This is a genomic window from Streptomyces cinereospinus, assembly GCF_042430725.1.
GTDB lineage: Bacteria > Actinomycetota > Actinomycetes > Streptomycetales > Streptomycetaceae > Streptomyces > Streptomyces cinereospinus.
The window spans coordinates 10,435-33,202 of the sequence record NZ_JBHMCY010000016.1; the positions used below are offsets into that span (position 1 = coordinate 10,435).

At 73.6% G+C, this 22,768-nt stretch carries 22 protein-coding genes; 5 read left to right on the plus strand and 17 right to left on the minus strand.

Annotation, left to right across the window (positions count from 1 at the left end):
• Nucleotides 1-312 precede the first annotated feature (312 nt).
• Nucleotides 313-1,278 (minus strand): LysR family transcriptional regulator, encoded by a 966-nt coding sequence (locus ACFF45_RS10840; RefSeq protein WP_381345185.1) that lies wholly within the window; start codon nucleotides 1,276-1,278, stop codon nucleotides 313-315.
• 37 nt (nucleotides 1,279-1,315) lie between these two features.
• Here ACFF45_RS10840 and ACFF45_RS10845 point away from each other — a divergent pair, with 37 nt between their 5' ends.
• Complete coding sequence (locus tag ACFF45_RS10845; protein WP_381345187.1) at nucleotides 1,316-1,693, plus strand: hypothetical protein; 378 nt, start codon at nucleotides 1,316-1,318, stop codon at nucleotides 1,691-1,693.
• Nucleotides 1,694-1,806: 113 nt separating this feature from the next.
• Here ACFF45_RS10845 and ACFF45_RS10850 read toward each other — a convergent pair whose 3' ends face one another.
• The 3 genes from ACFF45_RS10850 to ACFF45_RS10860 form a co-directional block, all read right to left on the minus strand.
• On the minus strand, nucleotides 1,807-2,373 hold the full coding sequence (locus ACFF45_RS10850; RefSeq protein ID WP_381345189.1) for a helix-turn-helix domain-containing protein: 567 nt from the start codon (nucleotides 2,371-2,373) through the stop codon (nucleotides 1,807-1,809).
• 576 nt (nucleotides 2,374-2,949) lie between these two features.
• Nucleotides 2,950-4,770 carry an ABC transporter permease/substrate binding protein gene (locus ACFF45_RS10855; protein WP_381345191.1) on the minus strand — a complete coding sequence of 607 codons (1,821 nt, stop codon included), beginning with the start codon at nucleotides 4,768-4,770 and terminating at the stop codon, nucleotides 2,950-2,952.
• A complete protein-coding gene (locus tag ACFF45_RS10860) occupies nucleotides 4,748-5,842 on the minus strand; it encodes a quaternary amine ABC transporter ATP-binding protein (RefSeq protein WP_381345192.1) in 1,095 nt (364 codons plus the stop codon). Before ACFF45_RS10860 ends, ACFF45_RS10855 begins: the two co-directional genes overlap by 23 nt.
• 193 nt (nucleotides 5,843-6,035) lie before the next feature.
• Between ACFF45_RS10860 and ACFF45_RS10865 the strand changes: the two genes are divergently transcribed.
• From ACFF45_RS10865 to ACFF45_RS10880, 4 genes are all read left to right on the plus strand, one after another.
• A complete protein-coding gene (locus tag ACFF45_RS10865; RefSeq protein WP_381345350.1) occupies nucleotides 6,036-6,965 on the plus strand; it encodes a 5'-3' exonuclease in 930 nt (309 codons plus the stop codon).
• A 128-nt stretch (nucleotides 6,966-7,093) separates the two neighbouring features.
• Nucleotides 7,094-7,939, plus strand: coding sequence for a siderophore-interacting protein (locus ACFF45_RS10870; RefSeq protein ID WP_381345194.1), 846 nt, complete (start codon nucleotides 7,094-7,096; stop codon nucleotides 7,937-7,939).
• 117 nt (nucleotides 7,940-8,056) lie between these two features.
• Nucleotides 8,057-8,287: a hypothetical protein gene (locus ACFF45_RS10875; RefSeq protein ID WP_381345196.1), complete on the plus strand. Its 231-nt coding sequence runs from the start codon at nucleotides 8,057-8,059 to the stop codon at nucleotides 8,285-8,287.
• Nucleotides 8,288-8,396: 109 nt separating this feature from the next.
• Nucleotides 8,397-9,347, plus strand: a complete 951-nt coding sequence (locus ACFF45_RS10880) for an RluA family pseudouridine synthase (protein WP_381345197.1) — start codon at nucleotides 8,397-8,399, stop codon at nucleotides 9,345-9,347.
• On the opposite strand, the gene ACFF45_RS10885 is transcribed toward ACFF45_RS10880, so the two are convergent.
• The 13 genes from ACFF45_RS10885 to ACFF45_RS10945 all read right to left on the minus strand — a co-directional run bounded on the left by ACFF45_RS10885 (nucleotide 9,341) and on the right by ACFF45_RS10945 (nucleotide 22,719).
• Nucleotides 9,341-10,858 carry a cytochrome P450 gene (locus tag ACFF45_RS10885; RefSeq protein ID WP_381345198.1) on the minus strand — a complete coding sequence of 506 codons (1,518 nt, stop codon included), beginning with the start codon at nucleotides 10,856-10,858 and terminating at the stop codon, nucleotides 9,341-9,343. The two genes, ACFF45_RS10880 and ACFF45_RS10885, sit on opposite strands and share 7 nt — an antisense overlap.
• Before the next feature lie 57 nt (nucleotides 10,859-10,915).
• Nucleotides 10,916-11,536: a GTP-binding protein gene (locus tag ACFF45_RS10890; protein WP_381345200.1), complete on the minus strand. Its 621-nt coding sequence runs from the start codon at nucleotides 11,534-11,536 to the stop codon at nucleotides 10,916-10,918.
• Nucleotides 11,517-11,954, minus strand: a complete 438-nt coding sequence (locus tag ACFF45_RS10895; protein ID WP_381345202.1) for a DUF742 domain-containing protein — start codon at nucleotides 11,952-11,954, stop codon at nucleotides 11,517-11,519. The genes ACFF45_RS10890 and ACFF45_RS10895 overlap by 20 nt, the downstream gene beginning before the upstream one ends.
• Nucleotides 11,951-12,355 (minus strand): roadblock/LC7 domain-containing protein, encoded by a 405-nt coding sequence (locus tag ACFF45_RS10900; protein WP_381345203.1) that lies wholly within the window; start codon nucleotides 12,353-12,355, stop codon nucleotides 11,951-11,953. Before ACFF45_RS10900 ends, ACFF45_RS10895 begins: the two co-directional genes overlap by 4 nt.
• Nucleotides 12,355-13,959 carry a sensor histidine kinase gene (locus tag ACFF45_RS10905; protein ID WP_381345204.1) on the minus strand — a complete coding sequence of 535 codons (1,605 nt, stop codon included), beginning with the start codon at nucleotides 13,957-13,959 and terminating at the stop codon, nucleotides 12,355-12,357. The genes ACFF45_RS10900 and ACFF45_RS10905 overlap by 1 nt, the downstream gene beginning before the upstream one ends.
• Nucleotides 13,960-14,349: 390 nt before the next feature.
• Nucleotides 14,350-17,199 carry a DEAD/DEAH box helicase gene (locus tag ACFF45_RS10910; protein WP_381345206.1) on the minus strand — a complete coding sequence of 950 codons (2,850 nt, stop codon included), beginning with the start codon at nucleotides 17,197-17,199 and terminating at the stop codon, nucleotides 14,350-14,352.
• A 40-nt stretch (nucleotides 17,200-17,239) separates the two neighbouring features.
• Nucleotides 17,240-18,130 (minus strand): diacylglycerol kinase, encoded by an 891-nt coding sequence (locus tag ACFF45_RS10915; protein ID WP_381345208.1) that lies wholly within the window; start codon nucleotides 18,128-18,130, stop codon nucleotides 17,240-17,242.
• A gap of 58 nt (nucleotides 18,131-18,188) precedes the next feature.
• Entirely contained in the window at nucleotides 18,189-19,151 is a 963-nt protein-coding gene (gene tatC, locus ACFF45_RS10920; RefSeq protein WP_381345209.1) for a twin-arginine translocase subunit TatC, read from the minus strand.
• Nucleotides 19,152-19,198: 47 nt separating this feature from the next.
• The gene (gene tatA / locus ACFF45_RS10925) at nucleotides 19,199-19,483 is read right to left on the minus strand and encodes a Sec-independent protein translocase subunit TatA (RefSeq protein ID WP_381345210.1); all 285 of its coding nucleotides are present in this window, start codon (nucleotides 19,481-19,483) and stop codon (nucleotides 19,199-19,201) included.
• A 260-nt stretch (nucleotides 19,484-19,743) separates the two neighbouring features.
• Nucleotides 19,744-19,938, minus strand: coding sequence for a hypothetical protein (locus ACFF45_RS10930; RefSeq protein WP_381345211.1), 195 nt, complete (start codon nucleotides 19,936-19,938; stop codon nucleotides 19,744-19,746).
• Nucleotides 19,939-20,290: 352 nt separating this feature from the next.
• On the minus strand, nucleotides 20,291-20,578 hold the full coding sequence (locus tag ACFF45_RS10935; protein ID WP_381345212.1) for a hypothetical protein: 288 nt from the start codon (nucleotides 20,576-20,578) through the stop codon (nucleotides 20,291-20,293).
• Entirely contained in the window at nucleotides 20,575-21,747 is a 1,173-nt protein-coding gene (locus tag ACFF45_RS10940; RefSeq protein ID WP_381345214.1) for a helix-turn-helix transcriptional regulator, read from the minus strand. The genes ACFF45_RS10935 and ACFF45_RS10940 overlap by 4 nt, the downstream gene beginning before the upstream one ends.
• Before the next feature lie 18 nt (nucleotides 21,748-21,765).
• Nucleotides 21,766-22,719, minus strand: coding sequence for a helix-turn-helix transcriptional regulator (locus ACFF45_RS10945; RefSeq protein ID WP_381345216.1), 954 nt, complete (start codon nucleotides 22,717-22,719; stop codon nucleotides 21,766-21,768).
• Nucleotides 22,720-22,768: the final 49 nt, after the last annotated feature.

Below are 22,768 nucleotides of genomic sequence, written 5' to 3' on the forward strand. Positions count from 1 at the left end.
ACAGGACCCCACCGCCAACGGCTGACCGCCGGACGAACGCGAACAGACGAAGAACACGACCCCACCGCCAACGGCTGACCGCCGGACGAACGCGAACAGACGAAGAACACGACCCCACCGCCAACGGCTGACCGCCGGACGAACGCGAACAGACGAACGGTGGGACCCGACCGCCAACGGACGAAGGGCGGGCGGCGACCGCCGACGAGTGGGGGCGCGGTCTCCTCCGCCGGTCTCCACGTCACGCGGCCCGGTCACGGTCCTGGCCCCGTACCGCGGCCCCGCGCTCCGCGCCCCGCGCCCCGGCCGGGGTCATCGCCCCTTGGGTGACTTCCGCGTCAGCCCCAGCAGTTCCCGTGCCGGTCCCGCGGGGCGGTGGCCCGTGCGCCACACGGCCCGCAGGTCGCGCCGGAGGCGGACGCCGTCCACCGGGACGCTCACCAGGCGCCGGGTGGCCAGTTCCTCGCCGACCGCCAGCTCGCTGAGGACCGCCGGTCCCGCGCCGCCGACCGCCGACGCCTTCACGGCCGTGGTCGAGGAGAGCTCGATCAGGGGACGGGCGAGGCCGCCCAGGGCCGCGTCCAGGACCTGGCGGGTGCCCGAGCCCTTCTCCCGCAGGACCAGCGGGGTCGCCGCCAGCTCGGCCGCCGGCAGCGGGCGGCGCCGACGGGCCCAGGGATGGCCGGGCGCGGTGACGACGACGAGGTGGTCGTGGGCGACGACCACCGAGTCCAGGCCCGCCGGGACCGTCAGCCCCTCGACGAACCCCAGGTCTGCCTCGTCGGACAGCAGCCGCTCGGCGACGGCCGCCGAGTTGCCCGCGAGCAGCGACACCGCCGTGTCGGGGCGCCCCGCGCGCAGCGCCAGCAGCCAGCCCGGCAGCAGGTACTCGGCGATGGTCATGCTGGCCGCGACCCGCAGCCGGGAGTCCCGCCGGTCCCGCAGCGCCTGCGCCCCGGCGTCGAAGGCCTCCGCCGCCTCCACGACCCGCCGCGCCCAGTCCGTCACCAGCACACCGGTGTCGGTCAGCCGGGAACCGCGCGGCGAGCGGTCGACCAGCGCCACCCCCAGCTGCCGTTCCATGGACCGGATCCGGCTGCTCGCCGCGGGCTGGGTGATGCCGACCTCCCGGGCCGCCGCGCCGAGACTGCCCAGCCTCGCCACGGCCAGCAGCAGCTCCAGCGCCCCGAGATCCGGCACCCGGTGCGCCAGCGAACCCGCCCCCGGGGACGTCCGCCCGGCCCCGTGTGCCTCCGACTGTGCCTCCGGCCTGCCCATAACCCCACCTTATGCCCCCATAGAGACATGATCCCCGGTGGCGTCCCGCAACCGGCGCGACGGTGAGCGCATGGTCACCGCCGTCCGTCCCGTCCGCCGCGCCGCCCCGCGTGTCCCCGCCGTCCGCCGCCCGGACCGAACCGGTACGCGTCCGGTGACGGGCACCGCCCTCGTCGCCCCGGCCGGCGCCGCGCTCCCCGTGCGCCGGCCGGGCCTGCGCACCGCCTGCACGGCCGTGCGGGCGCTGTCCGTGGTCCTGCTGGTGGCCCTGCTCGCCGCCCGCGCCCTGCACCGGCCCCACCACCACCGCGGCCAGGCCCGCGCCCACCTGCTGGACCCGGCGACGGCCCCCTTCCACGGCTGCCCGGCCGTGGCCCTGGGCCCCGGCCGGCACCCGTGGCGCCCCGGCCGGTGACGGTCCGCACCGGGTCGGGCGCCGGCCGCTGAGCGGCGCGCGGAGCGGCCCCCGGGAACCGGTCACCGCCACGGCCTCCGCCGGGGAGGGCACCGGCGGGACGGCGCGCACGGCTACCGGTGCCGGTCCCGCAGGGCCTCGATGTGCTCGGCGACGGCGACGACGAGGACGCGGGTGTCCGGTACGGTCGCCCGCCAGCGGTGCCGGACGCCGCCGGTGAGGTACAGGGTGTCGCCGCGGCCCAGCCGGTAGGCGCGGCCCTCCGCCTCGATCTCGACGGCGCCGTCGGCGACGTACAGCAACTGGTCGTTGCGGTACTGGAATTCCCGGCCCGCCTCGTGGTCCCCGACGAACTCGGAGGCGTGCATCTGGTGGTGACCGCGCACCAGGGACCGCACCTGCGGGCGCGGGTCCGGCTCGGCGGCGTCGGCGCGCACCACGTCGACGCTGCACGCCGGGTCGGCGGCGGCGAGGAGCTCGACGGCGGTGGTGCGCAGGGCGTCGGCGACCCTCTCCAGGGAGCTGCGGCTGGGCCGTGCGCGGTCGTTCTCGACCTGGCTCAGGAAGGGGACCGACAGACCGCTGCGCTCGGCCACGACGGCGAGGGTGAGCTCCAGGGTGCGACGGCGCCGCCGTACGGCCGCGCCCACCCGAAGGGGCTGTTCTTTGTGGTCGCCCATCGCTCCGGCTCCCTCCTTCGCTCGTCGGCCGGTCCGTGTACGCCGCTGTTCGGGCGCACCCCTTTCTGATGAGTTCTCTGCACCCTACGCATGTTCGGCAAACCGTTTCATGCGCCCGTCACATCGCCGTCACCCAGCGTGGCCCGCTACCCCACAGTTCGCGCCACCGGATCGGCCACCTGGCGGCACCGGCCGTCCGTTCGGCCCGCGGGACGAACGGGCTGACCAGCGGGGCCGGCTGCCGCTCGGTGGCCGGTCACACGGGGGCGCGCGGGACACCGACCGTCGATCAGTACGAGCCTCGCGCTGTTCGGTTCAATGCGCGAGCGCTGCGCGGTGTTCCCGCCCCGGGCCTGGGCCGACCGGCCGGTCGGGCGCCGCGCGAGGGGGGGCGCGCGCGCCGCCCGGCCGACGACCGGCTCTGGTGGTGCCGTAGCGCTGCGTGGTTGTCCGGATCCTTTTCGTGCGGACGGTGCCCCCGGGTGGCCGGAACACACGAGGGGCGGGCGGCGGCCGCACACGCCCGCGCGTGTGCGTCGCTGCCCGCCCCTCGCTCCGGCGGCCGGACCGGTCAGGTCACCCGGCCGCCCGGTTCCCGCCCGCGCCCACGGGGGCCCAGGTGTCGACCAGGCCGGGCCGCTCGTCGAGCCAGGCGCGCACCGCGTCCCGCTCCTGGCCCTTGCCGGCCTGCTGGATCCGCGCCTCCAGGCCGGTCAGCTGCTCCTCCGTCATGGAGAAGTCGCGCAGCCACGCGGCGACCTCGGGGTTGTCCTCGGCGAAGCCGTTGCGGGCGAGCGTGTGCACGCCGTCGCCCTCGCCCCAGGCGCCCTCGGGGTCCTTGAGCTTCTTCAGGTCGTAGTCGCTGTACGCCCAGTGCGGCGACCAGAGGGTGACGACGATCGGCTGCTGCTTGGCGTAGGCGCGCTTGAGCTCGGCGAGCATCGCGGGCGTGGAGCCGTCGACGACCTCGAAGGTGTCCTGGAGCCCGTACTCCTTGAGCACCTTGTCCTTGAGCAGGCCCATCATCCCGGCGCTCGGCTCGATCCCGACGATCTTGCCGCCGACGTCCGCGGCGTGCGCCTCCAGGTCCGCCAGCGAGTTCACGTCCGTCATGTACGCCGGGACGGCCAGCTCCAGCGAGGTGGGGCCGTACCACGAGCCGAGGTCGTCGAGCCGCTCGCCGTACCTCTCCCAGTACTCGGCGTGCGTGGTCGGCAGCCAGGAGTCGGTCTGGAAGTCGATCCGGCCGGTGGCGAGGCCGGTGTAGAGCGGCCCGGCGGCGTACTGCGTGGTGGTGACCTCGAAGCCGCGCCGCTCCAGGATCTCCTGCCACAGGTACGTCGAGGCGATGCCCTCGTCCCACGGGATGTAGCCGAGCTCGATCTCCCTGCCCTTGCCGACGTTCGCCGCCGAGGCCTCGGCGGGACCGGCGGACGGGCCGAGGACGCCCATGCCGCCGGCGGCCAGGGCGAGGACGACCACGCCGACGACCGCGACGGCCGGGCGGGGGCGGTGGTGCCAGACGCGGCGGCCGCCGGCCGCGCGGGCCCGGGCGGCGGCGCGGCGGCCGAGCGGGGAGATCTGCTCGCCGAGCGCGCCGGTGACCCGGTCCAGGTAGATGGCGAGGACGACGATGCCGAGGCCCGCCTCGAAGCCGAGGCCGATGTCGAGCTGGCCGATCGCCTCGTTCACGGCGCCGCCGAGGCCGCCGGTGCCGACCATGCCGGCGATCACGACCATCGACAGGCCGAGCATGATGACCTGGTTGACGCCCGCCATGATGGTCGGCAGGGCCAGCGGCAGCTGCACCCGCAGCAGGGTGTCGCGGGGCGTGGTGCCGAACGCCTCGGCGGCCTCCACGAGTTCGGCGTCGACCTGCCGGATGCCCAGCTCGGTCATGCGGACGCCGGGCGCCAGCGCGAAGATCAGGGTGGCGATCACGCCGGCCGGCACGCCCATGCCGAAGAACAGGATCGCCGGGATCAGCAGAACCATCGACGGCATCGTCTGAAGCAGGTCCAGCACGGGCCGCAGCAGCGCGCCGACGGTCCTGGAGCGGGCGGCCCAGACGCCCAGCGGGATGGAGATCACCAGGGCGATCAGGGTCGCGACGAGCACCAGGGACAGGGTCAACATGGCCTGTTCCCACAGATCGAGCGAGTCGATGAGGGCGAAGCCGGCGAAGGCCAGCACGCCGCCCAGCAGGCCGCGCAGCCACCAAGCGACCACCGCGAGGATGCCGGCCAGGAGCAGCGGCTCGGGGGCGGTCAGGAGGTCGCTGATGCCGTCGTACATGCCTTCCACGACGGCCTTGACCGCGTCGAAGAGCCAGGCGAGGTGGGTGACGAGCCAGTCGACGCCGGAGTCGACCCAGTCACCGAGGCGCAGCCTGGGCACGGGCGGTCACCTCCCCCTCGCGCGCTCGCGCACAGGGCGCGGGGGCGCCCTGCTCGTCGCCGAGGAAGCCGACCAGGCGCTGCCGCGGGACGACGCCGACGAGTCCGCGGTCCGGGTCGAGCACGGCGACGGGGTGCGGCACCCGGGCGCTGAGGGCGCACAGCTCGGTGAACGGCGTGCCGGGCGTCGCGGTCTCGCAGCCGCAGCCGGCCTCGTCGCCGCGGACGCCGGCGTCCATGACGGCGCCCGCGGTCAGCACCCGGGAGCGGTCGACGTCCTGGACGAAGGAGGCGACGTAGTCGTCGGCGGGGCGCAGCAGGATGTCCTCGGCGCTGCCGGTCTGCCTGATCCGGCCGTCGCGCATGACGGCGATCCGGTCGCCCAGGCGCATGGCCTCGTTGAGGTCGTGGGTGATGAAGACGATGGTCTTCTTCAGCGTCCGCTGCAGTCCGAGGAGCTGGTCCTGCATGTCGCGGCGGATCAGCGGGTCCAGGGCGCTGAAGGACTCGTCCATCAGCAGCAGGTCGGCGTCGGTGGCGAGCGCGCGGGCCAGGCCGACGCGCTGCTGCATGCCGCCGGACAGCTCGTCGGGCCAGGACCGCGCCCAGCCGTCCAGTCCGCACAGGGCCAGCGCCTCGCCGGCGCGGCGTTCGCGCTCGGCGCGGGGCACGCCCTGCACGGCCAGGCCGTAGGCGGCGTTCTCCAGGACGCTGCGGTGCGGGAACAGCGCGAAGTGCTGGAAGACCATGCTGATCTTCCGCGCACGGACCTCGCGCAGCTCGCGGCCGGCGAGCGCGGTCAGGTCCTGGCCGTCGAAGCGGACCGTTCCGGCGGTGGGTTCCAGCAGTCCGTTGAGCATCCGCAGCAGGGTGGACTTGCCGGAGCCGGACAGCCCCATGACGACGAAGATCTCGCCGGGCTGCACGGTGAAGGAGGCGTCGATCACGGCGGCGGTGGTGCCGTCGGCGCGCAACTCCTCCCGGTCGGCCCCGTCACGGAGCCGCTGCACTGCCTCGTCCGGTCGTCTGCCGAACACCTTGTGGAGATGCTGGGCCTCAAGCCTGGCTGACACGCGTACCTCTCGTCTCGACGGCAAGGAAGGGAGCCGAGGGGCCGCAAACAGTTGAAACTGCAACCGGCATCGCTCCGAGGCGGCGCCTGCCCGGTCGCGACCAAGGCAAACACGACCGTGACCCGGTTCACAGAGCGTTCGCGACCGCCATGCCGCGGCCGCGCGCCGGTGCCTGTCGGCGGGGTACGGCATGATGCGGGACGTGACCGGACGACTGATGCTCCTCGACACCGCCTCGCTCTACTTCCGCGCCTACTTCGGCGTCCCGGACTCGGTGCGGGCCCCGGACGGCACGCCGGTGAACGCCGTGCGCGGGCTGCTCGACTTCGTCGACCGGCTGGTCCGGGACCACCGGCCGGCCCACCTGGTGGCGTGCATGGACGCCGACTGGCGCCCGCAGTGGCGGGTCGACCTGATCCCGTCGTACAAGGCGCACCGGGTGGCCGAGGAGCAGGCGGCGGGTCCGGACGTGGAGGAGGTGCCGGACACGCTGTCCCCGCAGGTGCCGGTCATCGAGGCGGTCCTCGACGCGCTGGGCATCGCCCGGGTGGGCGTCGAGGGGTACGAGGCGGACGACGTCATCGGCGCCTTCACCGCGCGGGCCACGGGCCCGGTCGACATCGTCACCGGCGACCGCGACCTGTACCAGCTGGTGGACGACGCGCGCGGCGTGCGGGTGCTGTACCCGCTGAAGGGCGTGGGCACCCTGCAGCACACGGACGAGGCGTGGCTGCGCGAGAAGTACGGCGTCGACGGCCGGGGGTACGCGGACCTGGCCCTGCTGCGCGGCGACCCGAGCGACGGCCTGCCGGGCGTGCCGGGCATCGGCGAGAAGACGGCCGCCAAGCTGCTCGCCGAGTTCGGCGACCTGGCCGGCATCGTGGCCGCGGTCGACGACCGCACGGCGAAGCTGACGCCGACCCAGCGCAGGCGGCTGGACGAGGCGCGGCCCTATCTGGCCGTGGCGCCGACGGTCGTCCGGGTGGCGTCCGACGTGCCGCTGCCGGACGTCGACACGCGCCTGCCGCGCACACCGCGCGACGCGGCGGCGCTGGAGGCACTGTCGGCGCGCTGGGGGCTCGGCAGCGCGCTGCAACGGCTGCTCACCACGCTTGGATCGTGACGATGACGGCAACCCGGACTCCTGGACCTGCCCGCCGAACGAAACACACACGAAAAGGATCGACCCATCGGCAGGGCGGTAGTGCTAGCTTAGGTAAGCCTAAGTTTCATCGGATCAGGGAGGCCGTCATGGCAGAACGTCCGGCCCGCCAGCCGCGCAGGACCCACTCCGCCCAGGTCGTCCGCACCGAGCGGCTGACCCCCCACATGCAGCGCGTCGTGCTCGGCGGCGACGGCCTCGCCGAGTTCACGGCGGGTACCTGCACCGACCACTACGTGAAGCTGCTGTTCCCCGCCGAGGGCGTGACCTACCCGGCCCCCTTCGACCTGGAGCGGATCCGCGCGGAGTTCCCGCGCGAGCAGTGGCCGGTCACCCGGACGTACACGGTGCGCGCCTGGGACCCCGAGGTGCGCGAACTGACCCTGGACTTCGTGCTGCACGGCGACGAGGGCCTGGCCGGCCCCTGGGCGATGCGCGCCCAGCCGGGCGAGACCCTGCGTTTCATGGGCCCCGGCGGCGCCTACGCCCCCGACGCGCACGCCGACTGGCACCTGCTCGCCGGTGACGAGAGCGCGCTGCCCGCGATCGCGGCCGCCCTGGAGTCGCTCCCCGACGGCGCCGGGGTCCGGGCCTTCGTGGAGGTCTCCGGGCCCGAGGAGGAGCAGAAGATCGACTCGGACGCCGAGGTCGTCTGGCTGCACCGCGGCGACCGTCCCGTCGGCCAGGCGCTCGTCGAGGCGGTCCGGGCGCTGCGTTTCCCCGAGGGCCGGGTGCACGCCTTCGTGCACGGCGAGGCGGCGTTCGTGAAGGAGCTGCGGGCGCTGCTGCGGGTGGAGCGGCAGATCCCGCGCGAGGACCTGTCCGTCTCCGGCTACTGGCGGCTCGGTCACAACGAGGACGGCTGGCAGGCGTCGAAGCGGGAGTGGAACGCCCGCGTCGAGGCGGAGCAGGAGACCGGGGCGACGGCCGCGTAGGCGTGTCCGGTGGCGCGCCGGAGACTGCGCGTCCGGGGGGCCGCCGAGGCCGCGGACCGCGCTGGTGCGACCGGGTGACAAGCGTTGCCCCGGGGTCCTCGCGTCGTTGGAGCAGGCATGATCAAGAAGCTCGCTTGTGTCTCCGTCCTGGCCACCGCCCTCCTGGCGGCCGCTCCCGCCGCCCAGGCCGCTCCGGCCGCCCCCGCCCCCGGCTCGTCCGGGACGGTCCCCGGCGTCTCCCTGCTGGACGGCCTCCTCGGCTCCCTGGAGATCGGCCACCCGGTCACCTCCCTGAAGACGCTGCTGCCCGGCGACCTGTCGGCGCGGGGCCGGTCCCGCACGGCGTAGCCGGCGGCTCCCCTCCCCCGCCCGCCACGGCGCGGGCCGCCGCAGCCGCACCGCGCTCACCCGGGGGTCTCCCGCGGCCGCCCCGCGGGAGCGCCTACGCTGGACGGCGATGAGACGCAAGCCCCCGGTTCCCCCCTCCCCGCTGCCGCAGCGCGACGGCGTGGACCCGGTGCGGGTGCGACTGCCCTTCGGGCAGGCCCCCTGGGCGACCGTGCGGGAGCACCTGGTCGAGCGGCTCACCGGAGCCGGTCCCGGAGTCGTCGACGGCATGTTCGCGGCGGGGCTGGTCGTCGGGGCCGACGGGACGGCGGTGGCGCCGGACGCGGCCTACGTGCCGGGGATGTTCGTCTGGTTCCACCGGCACCTGCCCGCCGAGGTCCCGGTGCCGTTCCCGCTGGAGATCGTGCACCGCGACGAGCACATCGTCGTCGCCGACAAACCGCACTTCCTCGCCACCACCCCGCGCGGCGGCCACGTCAGGCAGACCGCGCTCGCCCGGCTCCGCCGGGAGCTGGGCGTTCCCGCGCTGACCGCCGCGCACCGGCTGGACCGGCTCACCGCCGGGCTGGTGCTGTTCACCGTGCGGCCCGGGGAACGCGGCGCGTACCAGACGCTGTTCCGGGACCGGCGGGTGCGCAAGGTGTACGAGGCGGTGGCGCCGTACGACCCGGCGCTCGCCCTCCCCCGGACCGTGCGCAGCCGGATCGTGAAGGAGCGCGGGACGCTGACCGCCCGTGAGGTCGCGGGCGAGCCGAACGCGGTGAGCCGCGTCGAGCTGATCGAGCGCCGTGCGGACCTGGCCCGGTACCGGCTGGTGCCCGGCACCGGGCAGACCCATCAGCTGCGCGTGCACATGAACGCGCTGGGCGTGCCGATCCTCGGCGATCCGCTGTACCCGGTGGTGGCCGACCCCGTGTCGGCCGGTGACTTCCGGCGCCCCCTGCAACTGCTGGCGCGGGAGCTGGAGTTCACCGACCCGGTCACGGGCGTGGCGCACGCCTTCCGCAGCGGGCGGAGGCTGGGCGCCTGGTCCGGGGATCCGGAGTGGGCCGGTCAGTAACCCCGCCACCAGCGCAGGAACCGCTGCCAGGCGCCCGGCCCGCGGCCGCCGTCCGGTGCCGCGGCGGGCTCCGGCCGGGGCGCGGGCGGCGCGGTGCCCGCCGGGTCGGCGGCGGCCGCGGACTCGGCGGCGGGCTCGGCGGCGGGCGCCGGCTCGGCCACCGGCGTTCCGACCTGCCAGGCGGTGCGCCGGCGGGACACCGGCTCCCGGCCCGGCTGCTCCGTCACGTCCTGCCGCGGCGTGGGGGCGAAGCGCACCGGCAGTTCCACCAGATGGCGTGAGGCGATCGACTCGGACCAGGCCAGGTCCTCCTCGTCGCAGTCGAGTTCGACGTCGGGCAGCCGCATCAGCAGGGCGTCCACGCCGATGTCGGCGATGGCCCGGCCGATGTCCTGGCCGGGGCACTCGTGCGGGCCGCCGCCGAAGGCGAGGTGCGAGCGGTTGCCCTGCATGTGGGCGGTCAGGTCCGGCCGTACCTTCGGGTCGACGTTGCCCGGCGCGGGGGCGAAGAGCAGTCCGTCGCCCTTGCGGATCCGCTGCCCGCCCAGCTCGGTCTCCTGCTTGGCGAAGTAGGCGAAGACCGCGCTGAACGGCGGCTCGTCCCACAGGGACTGCTCGACCGCCTCGGGCACGGTCATCTGGCCGCCGTTGAGCTGGGCCCGGAAGCGGGGGTCGGTGAGCACCGTGCGCAGTACGTTGGCGAGGAGGTTGGCGGTGGCTTCGTAGGCGGCGATGAGCACGACCCGCAGGTGCTCGCGGACCTCGTCGTCGCTGAGGCCGGCGGGGTGGGTGACGAGGTGGCCGGCGAAGTCGTCCTCGGGCCGGGCGCGGCGGGCGGCGGCGAGCCGTCCGAGGGCGTCCACGATGTACTGGTTGCTGGCGATCGCGGTCTCGGTGCCCTTGAGCATGTCGCGGGCGGCGTGCACGATCCGGTCGCCGTACTCGTCGGGCATGCCGAGGATCTCGCACATCACGGCCATCGGCAGGTGGTCGGCGTACTGGCCGACCAGGTCGGCCTGGCCGGCCTCGCAGAACCGGTTGACGAGCAGCTGGGTGCAGCGGGTGATGTGCCGGCGCAGGCTGCGGAAGTCGATGGTGGTGAGAGCGCCGGTGACCGCGCCGCGCAGCCTGAGGTGCTCGTCGCCCTCGGCGTGCGAGCAGACGGGCTGCCGGGCGATGTGCGGCATGAGGGGGTGGTCGGGCTTGACCATGCCCTCCAGCAGCGGGCTCCAGGTCCGGCTGTCCCGGGTGAACTGCGAGGGCGAGCGGACCATGTGCAGGTTCTCGGCGTGGCCGAGGACCACCCACATCGGTACGTCGTCGTGGAGCAGCACGGGCGCCACGGCACCGTGCTCGGCGCGGAGTCTCTCGTACAGGGCGCCCAGGTCCCGCGCGTCGGGGCCGTGGAGCCGGTGCAGCCCGCCGGGGCCGGGGCCGTGGGCGGGGCAGCCGGGGGGCGGGCCGGCGGAGAGGTCGTCCGCTTCGGTCGTGGAGTGGGTCTCAGGCGTCACAGCGAGTCGCTTTCGGGAACTGTGGGGGGGGCGTTGTCGGGGAGGTGTGCGGGCGGGTCACGTGAGCCGGCCCGTCATGGCGAGGGAGTGCAGGAAGCGCATCAGCGTCATGAGGACCTCCTTGCTGGAGGCGCGGCGCCGGGCGTCGCACTCCACGATCGGGATCTCCTCGGTCAGGTCGAGCGCCGCGCGCAGCTCCGGGACCGGGTGGCGGGGGCCGTCCGGGAAGGTGTTGACGGCGACCACGAAGGGCACGCCGCACTCCTCCAGCCGGCCCATGACGTCGAAGCTGACCTCCAGCCGCCGGGTGTCGACCAGGACCACCGCGCCCAGCGCGCCCTCGAACAGCCCGTTCCACAGGAACCAGAAGCGTTCCTGGCCGGGTGTGCCGAAGAGGTACAGCACCAGTTGGTCCGTGAGGCCGATGCGGCCGAAGTCCATCGCCACGGTGGTGGCCGTCTTGGAGTCGGAGCCGTAGTCGTCGTCGACCCCGATGCCGGCCTGCGTCATGGTCTCCTCGGTGGTCAGCGGTCTGATCTCGCTGACCGAGCCGACCATGGTGGTCTTGCCGACCCCGAAGCCGCCCACGATCACGATCTTGACCGCGGCCTGTGTGGTGTGGGGCAGGTGGTCCTCGGCCCGTGGTCCCGGGACGGTGTCAGAGCCGTTGAAGTCCATGCATCACCGCTTCGAGGATGGATCGGTCCGGGAGCGCCTGGCGCACGACCGGGGCGCGTGCCTGCACGAGTTCGGCCGCCAGCATCTGGGTGAGCAGGACGGTGATCACGCTGAACGGCAGACTGAGGTAGGCCGACAGCTCGGCCACGGAGAGCGGGGCGGCGCACAGCCGGAGCACCGCCGCCTGTTCCGGGCTGGTGGACGGCTTCGGCTCGGAGCGCGCCACGATCAACGTGACCAGGTCGAGCTCCGCGCGGTCCCCGTCCACCTCACCGATCACGAAGAGGCGCTCGGGGTTGGCGGGCTTGCCGTCCTTGCCGCCCGTGCCCTCGTGATCCGCGCCGCCCTCCTGGAGCGACGGCCGCGGCGGCGGGGGCTCCTGCCGGGGGGAGCGCCGCCGGCGTTTCGGCGGAGTCATACGGCCTGCCCGTTGCGCCGCGGCGGACTGGTCAGGTGGGGACCGATCCGGTCGACGAGGTCACGCATCTGGGCGCTCATCAGCCCGGGTTCGGCGACGATGTCGGAGAGCACCGCGAGATAGGCGTTGGGTCCCGCCGCCATCAGGTAGAAGTAGCCGCCGTTGACCTCGATGAGGATCATCCGCATCTGGCCGTCGCTGGTCGGGATCTCGTCGGCCACGGCGCTCGCCAGGCTCTGCAGTCCGGCGCAGGCCGCGGCGACCCGGTCGGCGGTGTCCGGATCGCCGCCGTGCCGGGCGATGCGCAGCCCGTCGGCGGAGAGCACCACGATCATGTGGATGCCCGGTACGCCCTTGGCGAGGTTCTGGAGCATCCAGTCGAAGTCCGGTCGGTACGCCATCAGTGCGGATCCCTCTCGTCGTCGGCCCGGGCAGCGCGGGCCGGCTCATCGGCCGGCTGGGTGGACGAGGCGGGCTTCGGTCGCTTGAGGCCCTCCATGAACGCCTCGACCCACATCCCGGGCGGGGGCTGGTCCTCGGGCTCGGGCTCGGGCATGGGAGTGCCCCAGAGGGGACGGGGTTCGCGCCCCTCCCGTTCGGCGGCTTCCTTCTCGGCGCGTTCCGCGGCGTACTGCTCGCGGATCCGCTGAGTGATCGGGATCTTCATCCGGGTGCGGCGCTGCGGCAGCCCGTTGGCGTTCCACTCCTTGACGACCGGGACGTCGTCCTCCATGGACACCGAGCCGGGGATCTTCGGGCTGGTCGGGCGGCGCCGCTTCGGCGGGCGCTTGGGACCCTCCAGCGCGTCGGGCGAGACGTTGGGCACGGAGGTGGCGCCGATGCCGTGGGCGAGTCCGACGCCGGGCTCGTCGGTGAGCATGTTGCTGGGCACGATGACCACGGCGCGGACCCCGCCGTACGCCGAGGAGCGCAGCGCGACCTGCATGTTGTACGCCCGGCACAGGCGGCCCACGACGGCGAGGCCGAGCCGGGGCGGGCCCGCGATGTCCTGGAGGTCGACGCCGGCCATGGCGCGTTCCAGCATGCCCTCGATCCGGGCCCGGGCCTCCTCGCTGAAGCTGACGCCGGCGTCCTCGATCTCGATGGCGAGGCCGGTCTGCACCCGGACGGCGGTGACGTGCACCTCGGTGCTCGGCGGCGAGTAACGGGTGGCGTTGTCGAAGAGCTCGGCGCAGGCGTGGATGACCGGCTCGACGTAGATGCCCTTGACACTGATGCGGGCGATGTTGTCCAGCTTGATGCGCCGGTACTCCAGGATCCGCGACATGGCGCCGCGCAGGGTGCTGTACAGCGACACCGGCAGGGGCCACTGGCGGCCGGGGCGTCCGCCGCCGAGTACGGAGAGGGAGTCGGCGAGGCGGCCGATCAGCGCGTTGCCGTGGTCGATGCGCAGCAGGTCGTCGAAGACCTCGGGGTTGCGGCCGTGGTCCTCCTCCATCTCCCGCAGTTCGTTGGCCTGCTGGTGGACGATCGCCTGCACGCGCCGGGCGACGGTGACGAAGGAGCTCGCCGCGGACTCGCGCAGGGCCTCCTCGTGGTCGACGATGCGCATCAGCTTCTTCAGCAACTGGCGCTGCGGGTCGGGCAGGTCCCGGAAGACCGGGTTCACCAGGCCGAGTTTGCGGATCACCTCCGGGGCCGACACCCCGCCGGCCATCCGCCGCAGCGCGGTGGGCAGGATCTCCTCGCCGAATCGGGCCCAGTCCTCGTGGTGGTCGGCGATGCGCTGCTCCAGCTCCGCGCTGTGCCGGGCGTGGCCGGCCTGCGCGTCCCGCAGCGCGCGGCCCCGGCGCACCGCCTCGGCCGCGGTGGCGGTCACCAGGAGCGTGGCGAGGGCGCCGCACAGGGCGACCGCGGCCCGGGCCGACGGCGACACCAGGGCGACGGCGGTTCCGGTCGCCGCGGCCATCAGTGTCGCCGGGAGCAACAGCACGCGCGCAGGGGGAAGTTCACGGCGTGCGGGTGGGGGTTGAACACTCACCATGTGGGCCCTCTGAAAGCAGTCGGCGGGGAGTCGGGGGAGCTTGCCGGGGTATACGTCATGGGACTGTTGCCTACATCAGGGATTTTTGGGAACAGACGCACGAATACACCGCAACTCGGTGCGCTGCGGGCGAGCTTAGTCCGACCGGATCATCGCCGTGTCATATTCAGCAACCGCCTGAAACGGGCCTCACGGCAGGAGTACCCTCACTCATTTACACGCACAGCCGCGACTCGCACACGACGCGTGACGACGTACAGACATGCGAAAGCCACTCACCGTGACGGGTGAGTGGCTCGTCGCTCAGGAAACCGGCGGGCGGCGGCGCCCCTCAGGGGCGCGGGGAACTGCGCGCCCAGCCGCAGTCCCTCCGCATCCGCCGGGGAACCGTCACCCCACCGACGAGTAGGCGACGACCCCCCGCAGCAGCCCCTCGACGGCCTTGCGCGAGTTCTTCACGACCGTCGACCCCACGGGTGCGGCCGCCGAGATCTGCCCCAGCACGTCGATGACCTGCTTGCACCAGCGCACGAAGTCCCCCGCCGGCATCTCCGCCTCGCGCAGCACCTCGTCCAGCCCCTTGCCCGAGGCCCACATGTACGCGGCCCAGGCGAACCCGAGATCCGGCTCCCGCTGCCCGACCCCCTCGGTCTGGGTGATCCGGAACTCCTCCTCCAGCGCGTCCAGCCGGCCCCAGATCCGCACCATCTCCCCCAGCGCGGCCTTCGCCTTGCCCGACGGCAGCTTCGGCGCCATCGCGTCGTCGGCGACCCGCGCCTCGAACACCAACGCCGAGACGCAGGCGGCCAGTTCGGCCGGCGCCAGCCCTTCCCAGACGCCCTCGCGCAGACACTCGCTGGCGAGCAGGTCGAGCTCGCCGTACAGCCGCGCCAGTCGCTTGCCGTGCTCGGTGACCTCGTCGTCGCGCAGGTAGTCCAGCTCGGTCAGGAGCGCGACGATCCGGTCGAACGTCCGGGCGATGGTGTTCGTCCGCCCCTCGATCCGCCGCTCCAGCTGGGAGGTGTCCCGCATCAGCCGGTGGTACCGCTCGGCCCACCGGGCGTGGTCCTCGCGGTCGTTGCAGCCGTGACACGGGTGCGCCCGCAGCGCCGCCCGCAGCCGCGCGATCTCCCGGTCGTCCGCGGCCTGCGACCGCCGCTTGCGCTGCCGCTCCGGCGGGATGTGCCCGGCCTTGGTGCGCAGCGCCGACGCCAGGTCCCGCCGCGACTGCGGCGAGCGCGGATTGAACGACTTCGGGATCCGCATCCGCTCCAGCGCCTCGACCGGCACCGGGAAGTCGATCGACGCCAGCCGCTTGACCTGCCGCTCCGCGGTCAGCACCAACGGCCGCGGCCCGTCGTGCTGTTCGAGCCCGCGGTGTCCGTTGGACCGCCCGGCGGGCAGCCCCGGATCCAGCACCAGCGCCAGCCCGGCGTACTTCCCGCTCGGCACGTGGATGATGTCGCCCGGCCGCAGCCGCTCCAGCGCGACGGCCGCCTCGGCCCGCCGCTGGGCCGCGCCCTGCCGGGCCAACTCGGTCTCCCGGTCCTTCAGTTCGCGCCGCAGCCGCGCGTACTCCGCGAAGTCCCCGAGGTGGCAGGTCATGGACTCCTGGTAGCCGGCGAGCCCCTCCTCGTTGCGCTGCACCTGGCGCGAGATGCCCACGACCGACTTGTCGGCCTGGAACTGCGCGAACGAGGTCTCCAGCAGCTCGCGCGAGCGGTGCCGCCCGAACTGCTCGACCAGGTTGACCGCCATGTTGTACGACGGCTTGAAGCTGGACCGCAGCGGATACGTGCGCGTCCCGGCCAGTCCCGCCAGGTGCTCGGGGTTCATCCCCCGCTGCCACAGCACCACCGCGTGGCCCTCGACGTCGATGCCGCGCCGCCCCGCGCGCCCCGTCAGCTGCGTGTACTCGCCGGGGGTGATGTCGGCGTGCTGCTCGCCGTTCCACTTGACGAGCTTCTCCAGCACCACCGAGCGCGCGGGCATGTTGATGCCCAGGGCCAGCGTCTCGGTGGCGAAGACCGCCTTCACCAGCCCGCGGACGAACAGTTCCTCCACGACCTCCTTGAAGGTCGGCAGCATGCCCGCGTGGTGGGCGGCGATACCGCGTTCCAGGCCCTCCAGCCACTCGTAGTACCCGAGCACGTGCAGGTCCTCGGGCGGGATCGAGGCCGTGCGCTCCTCCACCAGGGCGCGGACCTGCTCCCGGGCCTCCTCGTCGTTGAGCCGCAGCCCGGCGTACAGGCACTGCTGGACGGCGGCCTCGCAGGCGGCCCGGCTGAAGATGAACGTGATCGCGGGCAGCAGCCCTTCCGCGTCCAGCCGCTCGATGACCTCGGGCCGGCTGGGCGTCCAGATCCGCGACCGCTGCCGCCGCTCCCGCTCCCGGTCGGCCTCGCGCATCGCGCGGCCCCGCCGGCGGTCCTGGTACGACGGCCGGCTGGCCTCCATCCGCGCCATCCGCGTGAGGTCGGGGTTGACGGCCCTGCGGTGGTCCTCGCCCTCCTCGAAGAGGTCGTACATCCGGCGCCCGGCGAGCACGTGCTGGAACAGTGGCACCGGCCGGTGCTCGGCGACGATCACCTCCGTGTCGCCGCGGACGGTGTCGAGCCAGTCGCCGAACTCCTCGGCGTTGGAGACGGTCGCCGACAGCGACACCAGGGTCACCGACTCGGGCAGGTGGATGATCACCTCCTCCCACACCGCGCCCCGGAAGCGGTCGGAGAGGTAGTGCACCTCGTCCATCACCACATGGCCGAGGCCGAGCAGGGTCTGGGAGCCGGCGTAGAGCATGTTGCGCAGCACCTCGGTGGTCATCACCACCACCGGGGCGTCGGAGTTGACGCTGTTGTCGCCGGTGAGCAGACCGACCTGCTCGCTGCCGTAGCGCCGGCACAGGTCGTTGTACTTCTGGTTGGACAGCGCCTTGATGGGCGTCGTGTAGAAGCACTTCCGGCCCTGTTGCAGGGCGAGGTGGACGGCGAACTCGCCCACGATCGTCTTGCCGGAGCCGGTGGGCGCGGCCACCAGCACGCCCTTCCCCGCCTCGAGCGCCTCGCACGCCTCGATCTGGAAGGGATCGAGGCCGAAGTCGTACATCTCGCGGAAGGAGGCGAGCGCGGTGGCCTGCTCGGCGGCGCGCCGACGCGCCGCCGCGTACCGCTCGGCCGGTGAGAGATCCTCAGTCATCGTGCTTTCGAGCGTACCGGGCCGCACTGACAACAGGACGATCATTATCCGGATCCGCTGCTGTGAATCCGGCGATACCCGCAGCTCAGCGGCCCACGACCCGGACCGCCCCGGGCACGCACCGCACGCTCAGCGGCAACGGCCCGAGCGGCTCGCCGTCGGCGTAGCCGGTGATCCCCTCGGCCGCGATCTCCACCCGCGCCGCCCGGTGGACGGTGACCTTGGGATGGCGCACGTGCGTCCCGCGGTACACGGTCGGGAAGACCCGCAGCAGCGTCCTGCGGCTGCAGTCGCCGACCACCGTGATGTCGAACAGCCCGTCACCGAGATCCGCGCCCGGGCATATCCGCATACCGCCCCCGTACGACGCCCCGTTGCCGACCGCCACCAGGGTCGCCTCGATCTCCCGGACCTCGCCGCCGTCGAGGGTGAGCCGGTACGGGAACGGGCGGAACGCGGCCAGTTCGGCGAGCATCGCCAGGTCGTACGTGAAGCGGCCGGCCGGGCGGCGCATCCGGTTGCCCCGGTCGTTGACGCGGGAGTCGAAGCCGGAGGCGAGGACGGTGCCGAACCAGCGGTCCCCTGCCCGGCCGAGGTCGACCTCCCGTACTCCGTCGCCCTTGAGTCCCTCGGCGATCACCCGGCCCGCCTCGGCCGGGTCGCGCACGGGCAGGCCGAGGGCGCGGGCGAAGTCGTTGCCGGTGCCCACCGCGACCAGCCCGAGGGGGGTGTCCGTACCGGCGACCGCCTGGAGGGCGAGATGGGCGACGCCGTCACCGCCGACCGCGACGAGCGCTCCGGTGCCCTCGGCGACCGCGGCCCGCGCGCGGGCAAGCGCGTCGCCCGGGTCCTGCCCGCTGACCGTGCGCACGCGGAACCCGGCCGCCCGCAGAGCGGAAGCGGCCGGCTGCGCCGCGTGGGCGCCCCGGCCGCGGCCCGCGGTGGGGTTGACGAAGAGAGTGATCTCGCTGGTCACGCCGGTGACCTTACGAGGTGCCCGGAGATCTTCGGATCAGGTCGCGACAACCGTTGCCTCAGGTGACGTCGTCGTACCCGTTGACCCGGTCCTTGCCCGACGGCTCGGGCAGGGCGCGGCTCGCGCTGACGGTCTCCACCTCGCCGATGTCCTCCGGCGTGAGGTCCAGCTCCGAGGCCTCGTCGGCGGCGGGGCCCAGGGCCTCCCGGCGGCGCCGGCGCCGGTCGTTGAGCAGGGAGACGGCCACCGCGCCGAAGTAGAGCACCCAGATCGGCCCGGCCAGGGCCAGCATGGTCAGCGGGTCGGTGCTGGGCGTGGCGAACGCCGCGAACAGCGTGATGCCCATGATCATCGCCCGCCACCAGCCGAGCATCCGCCTGCCGGTGATGGCGCCGGTGAAGTTGAGCATGACCAGCAGCAGCGGCAGCTCGAAGGAGAGGCCGAAGACGATCACCATGCGCGTCACGAGGTCGAGCAGGTCGTCGAGCGGCAGCAGGTTGTCGACACCGAACGGCGTGAACTCGATCAGCACGTTCGCGGTCGTGGGCAGCACCTTGTAGGCGAAGAAGGCGCCGCACAGGAAGAGCGGGAAGCCGGTGCCGACGAACGCGTAGGCGTACTTCTTCTCGTGTCGGTGCAGACCGGGGGCGACGAAGGCCCACAGCTGGTAGAGCCAGACCGGCGAGGCCAGTACGACGCCGGCCATCAGGGACACCTTCAGCGCCAGCGTGAAGGGCGCGAGCAGACCGTTGATGGTGATCTGGGCGCAGGGCTCGGTGTCCTCGGCGGCGTCGGCCGACGCCCTGGCCAGTTCCTCGAACGACTGCGAGCAGCCGACCGAATCGAGGATCGGCTCGGTGAAGAAGTTGATGATGTCGTTGTAGAAGAAGGCGGCGACGACCGTCACGGCGACGATGGCCAGCAGTGCCTTCGCGAGCCGGTTGCGGAGCTCACGGAGGTGTTCCGCGAGGGGCATCCGCCCCTCCGGATCCTTCTCCTTCTTGCGGGCAGGCTTCAGCAACCCACGTTCCCATCTCGTGCGGCAGGCCGGGGGTCACCGGCCCTGCGTCAGCGCTTGGTCGTGTCCGTCGGCTCGTTGACCGGGCGGGAGCTGGACACGTCGCCGGGCGAGGCCTGGATGATGCGCTGAGCCGGGGGCTGCTCGTCGGTGTGGGGCGGGTCGGCCGGGGCGGAGGACTTGTTGTCGTCCTTCATGGCCTTCGCCTCGCTCTTCAGGATCCGCGCGGACTTGCCGAGCGAGCGGGCCATGTCCGGAAGCTTCTTCGCGCCGAACAGCAGGATGATGACGACGAGGATGAGAATGATCTCGGGGGCTCCGAGCCTTCCGAACATAAGTCTTTACCTTCTCACCGAGGCGGGTGGGTGGGGTGCTGTCCGGTCGGTCGGACATGTGTCCGAACGACGGTGCTGGCAGCGATCGTAACGCTCAGGGGTGAACGTGAGGCAATCCCCGTGCGTACTCCCGGTCCACGGCTCGGGCCTCGTTTTCCGGGCCGCGACCAGCAGCCTACCTTCCGCTTGGGGGAAGGTGACAGGGCGAAGCGGCCCAAAGGCACATCAAGCGCAGGGGGCACAGGGTTCCGCGGGGCGGATCACAGCGCGTCCACGGACCGGGCGGTGGTCACCGCCGCCCGCTCCAGGTCCTCCGCGGCCCGGTTGATCCGGCGCGCGGACTCCGACACCTGCCTGCCGAGGCGCTGGGCCTCCACGAAGACCCGGACGGCGAGCACGCTGAGGACGGCGATTCCCAGGAAACCCACAGCTACCGCGAACATCGGCCAGAACATGCCCCGAGCTTAGGGGTCTGCGCGGCGGCCCGCGCGCACGGGGTGAGCGCCGCACGCCCGAGCCTGGAGCGCCCGCCCCGGGCGTGCGGCCCCGGGGCGGGCACCGAGCACCACGGCCGATACGGCGGCGGGGCAGGCACCGAGCACCACGGCCGATCCGGCGGCGGGCGCAGAGGCGCCACGGCGGGTGCGGCCCCGGGTGCGCGCCGAGCACCACGGCCCATACGGCGGCGGGGCAGGCACCGAGCACCACGGCCGATCCGGCGGCGGGCGCAGAGGCGCCACGGCGGGTGCGGCCCCGGGTGCGCGCCGAGCACCACGGCGGACACGGCCCCCGGGTGCGCGCCGAGCGCTACGGCGTGTGCAGCCGCAGGGTGCGGACCCCGCCTCCGGTGAGGAGCTCGACGATCCGCTCGCCGGCCGGCTTGCGGACGGACGCGCCGCACTCGGGGCAGGTGAAGGAGTAGAACGTCGTACGGCTGGTGGCGCCGATGGCCAGGCGCAGCGCGCTCGCGGCGAGCTCGAAGCGGCCCCGGCAGTCGGGGCAGCCGGCCCTGAACACCACGGGGGTCACGCTTCTCATCCCCGCGAACGCGGACGCCACCGTCATGTCCCGCAGCCCGGCCGCCGACTCGCTCACAGTCCCTGCTCCTGCCTGTCGTGTGGGGTGAGGCCCGGGGTGAGGGCCCCGGGAGCCGTGGGGTCCGGGGTGAGGGTCCCCGCGATCGTGGTGGGGCCCGGAGTGCCGGTCCCCGAAGCCGTGGGGCCCGGGGCGACCAGCTCGGGAGCCATGGGGTCCGGGGTGAGCGCACCGGGCGTGTCCGCCAAGACGCCGTCGTACGCCGCCAGCGCCTCGCGGGCCGCCTGCCGGGCGCTGTCGGCCAGCCCCCGGGGGGCGACGATCCGCCCGTCGGGCCCGAGGCGCAGGGCGAGGCGGCGCAGCGACGCCGGGTCGGGGGTGCGCAGGGTGATGCGCAGCCCGCCGTCCGTGAGCTCCTCCGCGCTGTCGTGCGGGTAGTACTCCGCGACCCAGCGGCCGCCGGGTCCGACCTCGACGACGACCTCCGGGTCCTCGGCCGCGGGCTGCACCAGCCCCTCGGACAGGTCCCGCAGCTCGACCTCGGGCGGCGCGGACGGCTGGTCGAGGACCTTGATCTCGGCGACCCGGTCGAGCCGGAAGGTGCGGCGCGCCTCGGAGCGGTAGCACCAGCCCTCGACGTAGGTGTGGCCGACGCTGACCAAACGGATCGGGTCGACCTCGCGCTCGGTGACCTCGTCGCGGGCCGGTGAGTAGTAGCGGATCCACAGCCGGCGGCGCTCCGAGATCGCCCGGTCGACGTCGGCGAAGACGCCGCCCTCGGACTCGAAGGTCACCGAGAGCCGGGCGCTGGCACCGGCCGCCTCGCCGGCCGCGGCCTCCACCTTGGCGGTGGCGCGCAGCAGCGCCTGCCGGTCGCTCTCGCGCAGGCCCGGCAGCGTGGACACGGCCCGTGCGGCGACCAGCAGGGCGGTCGCCTCGTCGGCGGCCAGCCGCAGCGGCTCGGCCGCCTCCGCGCCGAGGGCGGCGGGGTTGTGCCACCAGATGCGCTCGCCGTCGGTGTCGATGTCGAGCAGGTCGCCGCCGCGGAAGCTGGTGCCGCACATGGGCAGCACGTCCAGGTCGGAGACCAGTTCGTCCTCGGTGATCCCGAACGCGCGGGCGACGTCCTCGATGCGGGCCCCGGGGCGCTCCCTGAGGTACGTCACCAGGGAGAGCATCCGCCGGGTCTGGTCGATGGCGTTCGTGGGCCTGATCGGTTTGCCGGCCACTGTCTTCTCCGCTCCCCCTCAGCCCTTGGCCACGGCACGCAGCCGGTCCACCACGTCGGCCCGCAGCTCGGCGGGGTCCAGCACGACCACGTCCGGACCGAACTCCACCAGCCAGGCGTCCAGCCCGTGACCGTACGGGATCTCCAGCTCGTCCCAGCCGTCCCCCAGCTCCCGGACCGCGGTCGCCCGGGCCCGCAGGGGGTACCCGGCGCCGGAGCGCAGCCGGATCCGCGCGCTGCGGTCGGCGGTCTCGCCGGCCCAGCCGGCGACGGTCTCACGCACCGTGACGACGTCCGGGACGGGCGCGGTGTACCGGCCGCTGCGGGCACGTACCCGGCCGGTGATCCGGGACAGCCGGAAGACCCGCTCGGCCCCGCGGTCCCGGTCCCAGCCCGCGAGGTACCAGTGGCCGCGCCAGCACTCCAGCGCCCACGGCTCCACCTGCCGCGTCTCGGGACGGGCGGCGGTGGCCTTGCGGTACTCGAAGACGACCGGGCGGCGGTCGCGGCAGGCCAGCATCAGCGGCTCGAAGGCGGCCTCGTGCACGGGGATGCGCGGCTCCAGGGCGCCGTGCGCCCCGTACGGGTCGACGTCCTCGGGGAGCCCGGCGGCGCGCAGCTTCTGCAGGGCGCCGCTGGCCGCGCCGGCCAGCCGGGCCTGCTGCCAGACCTTGGCGGCCAGGCCCAGGGCCGCGGCCTCCTCGGCGTCCAGGGTGATGGGCGGGAGGCGGTTGCTGTCGCGGCGGGCGAGGTAGCCGACCTCACCGTCGAGGTTCTCGACGGTGTCGATGATGAGGCCGAGCTCGCGCAGATCGTCCTTGTCCCGCTCGAACATCCGGTTGAAGGAGTCGTCGCTGCCCGCTTCGAGGTAGGCCTCGATGGATTCTCGAAGCTCGCGCTTGCTGAGCGGCCGCCGTGTCCCCAGCAGACACAGCGCCAGGTTCATCAGCCGCTCGGCCTTGGCAATGGCCATCGACGCCCTTCGCCTTCCTTATGGTGCTTCCGACCGATGACCGTACCGC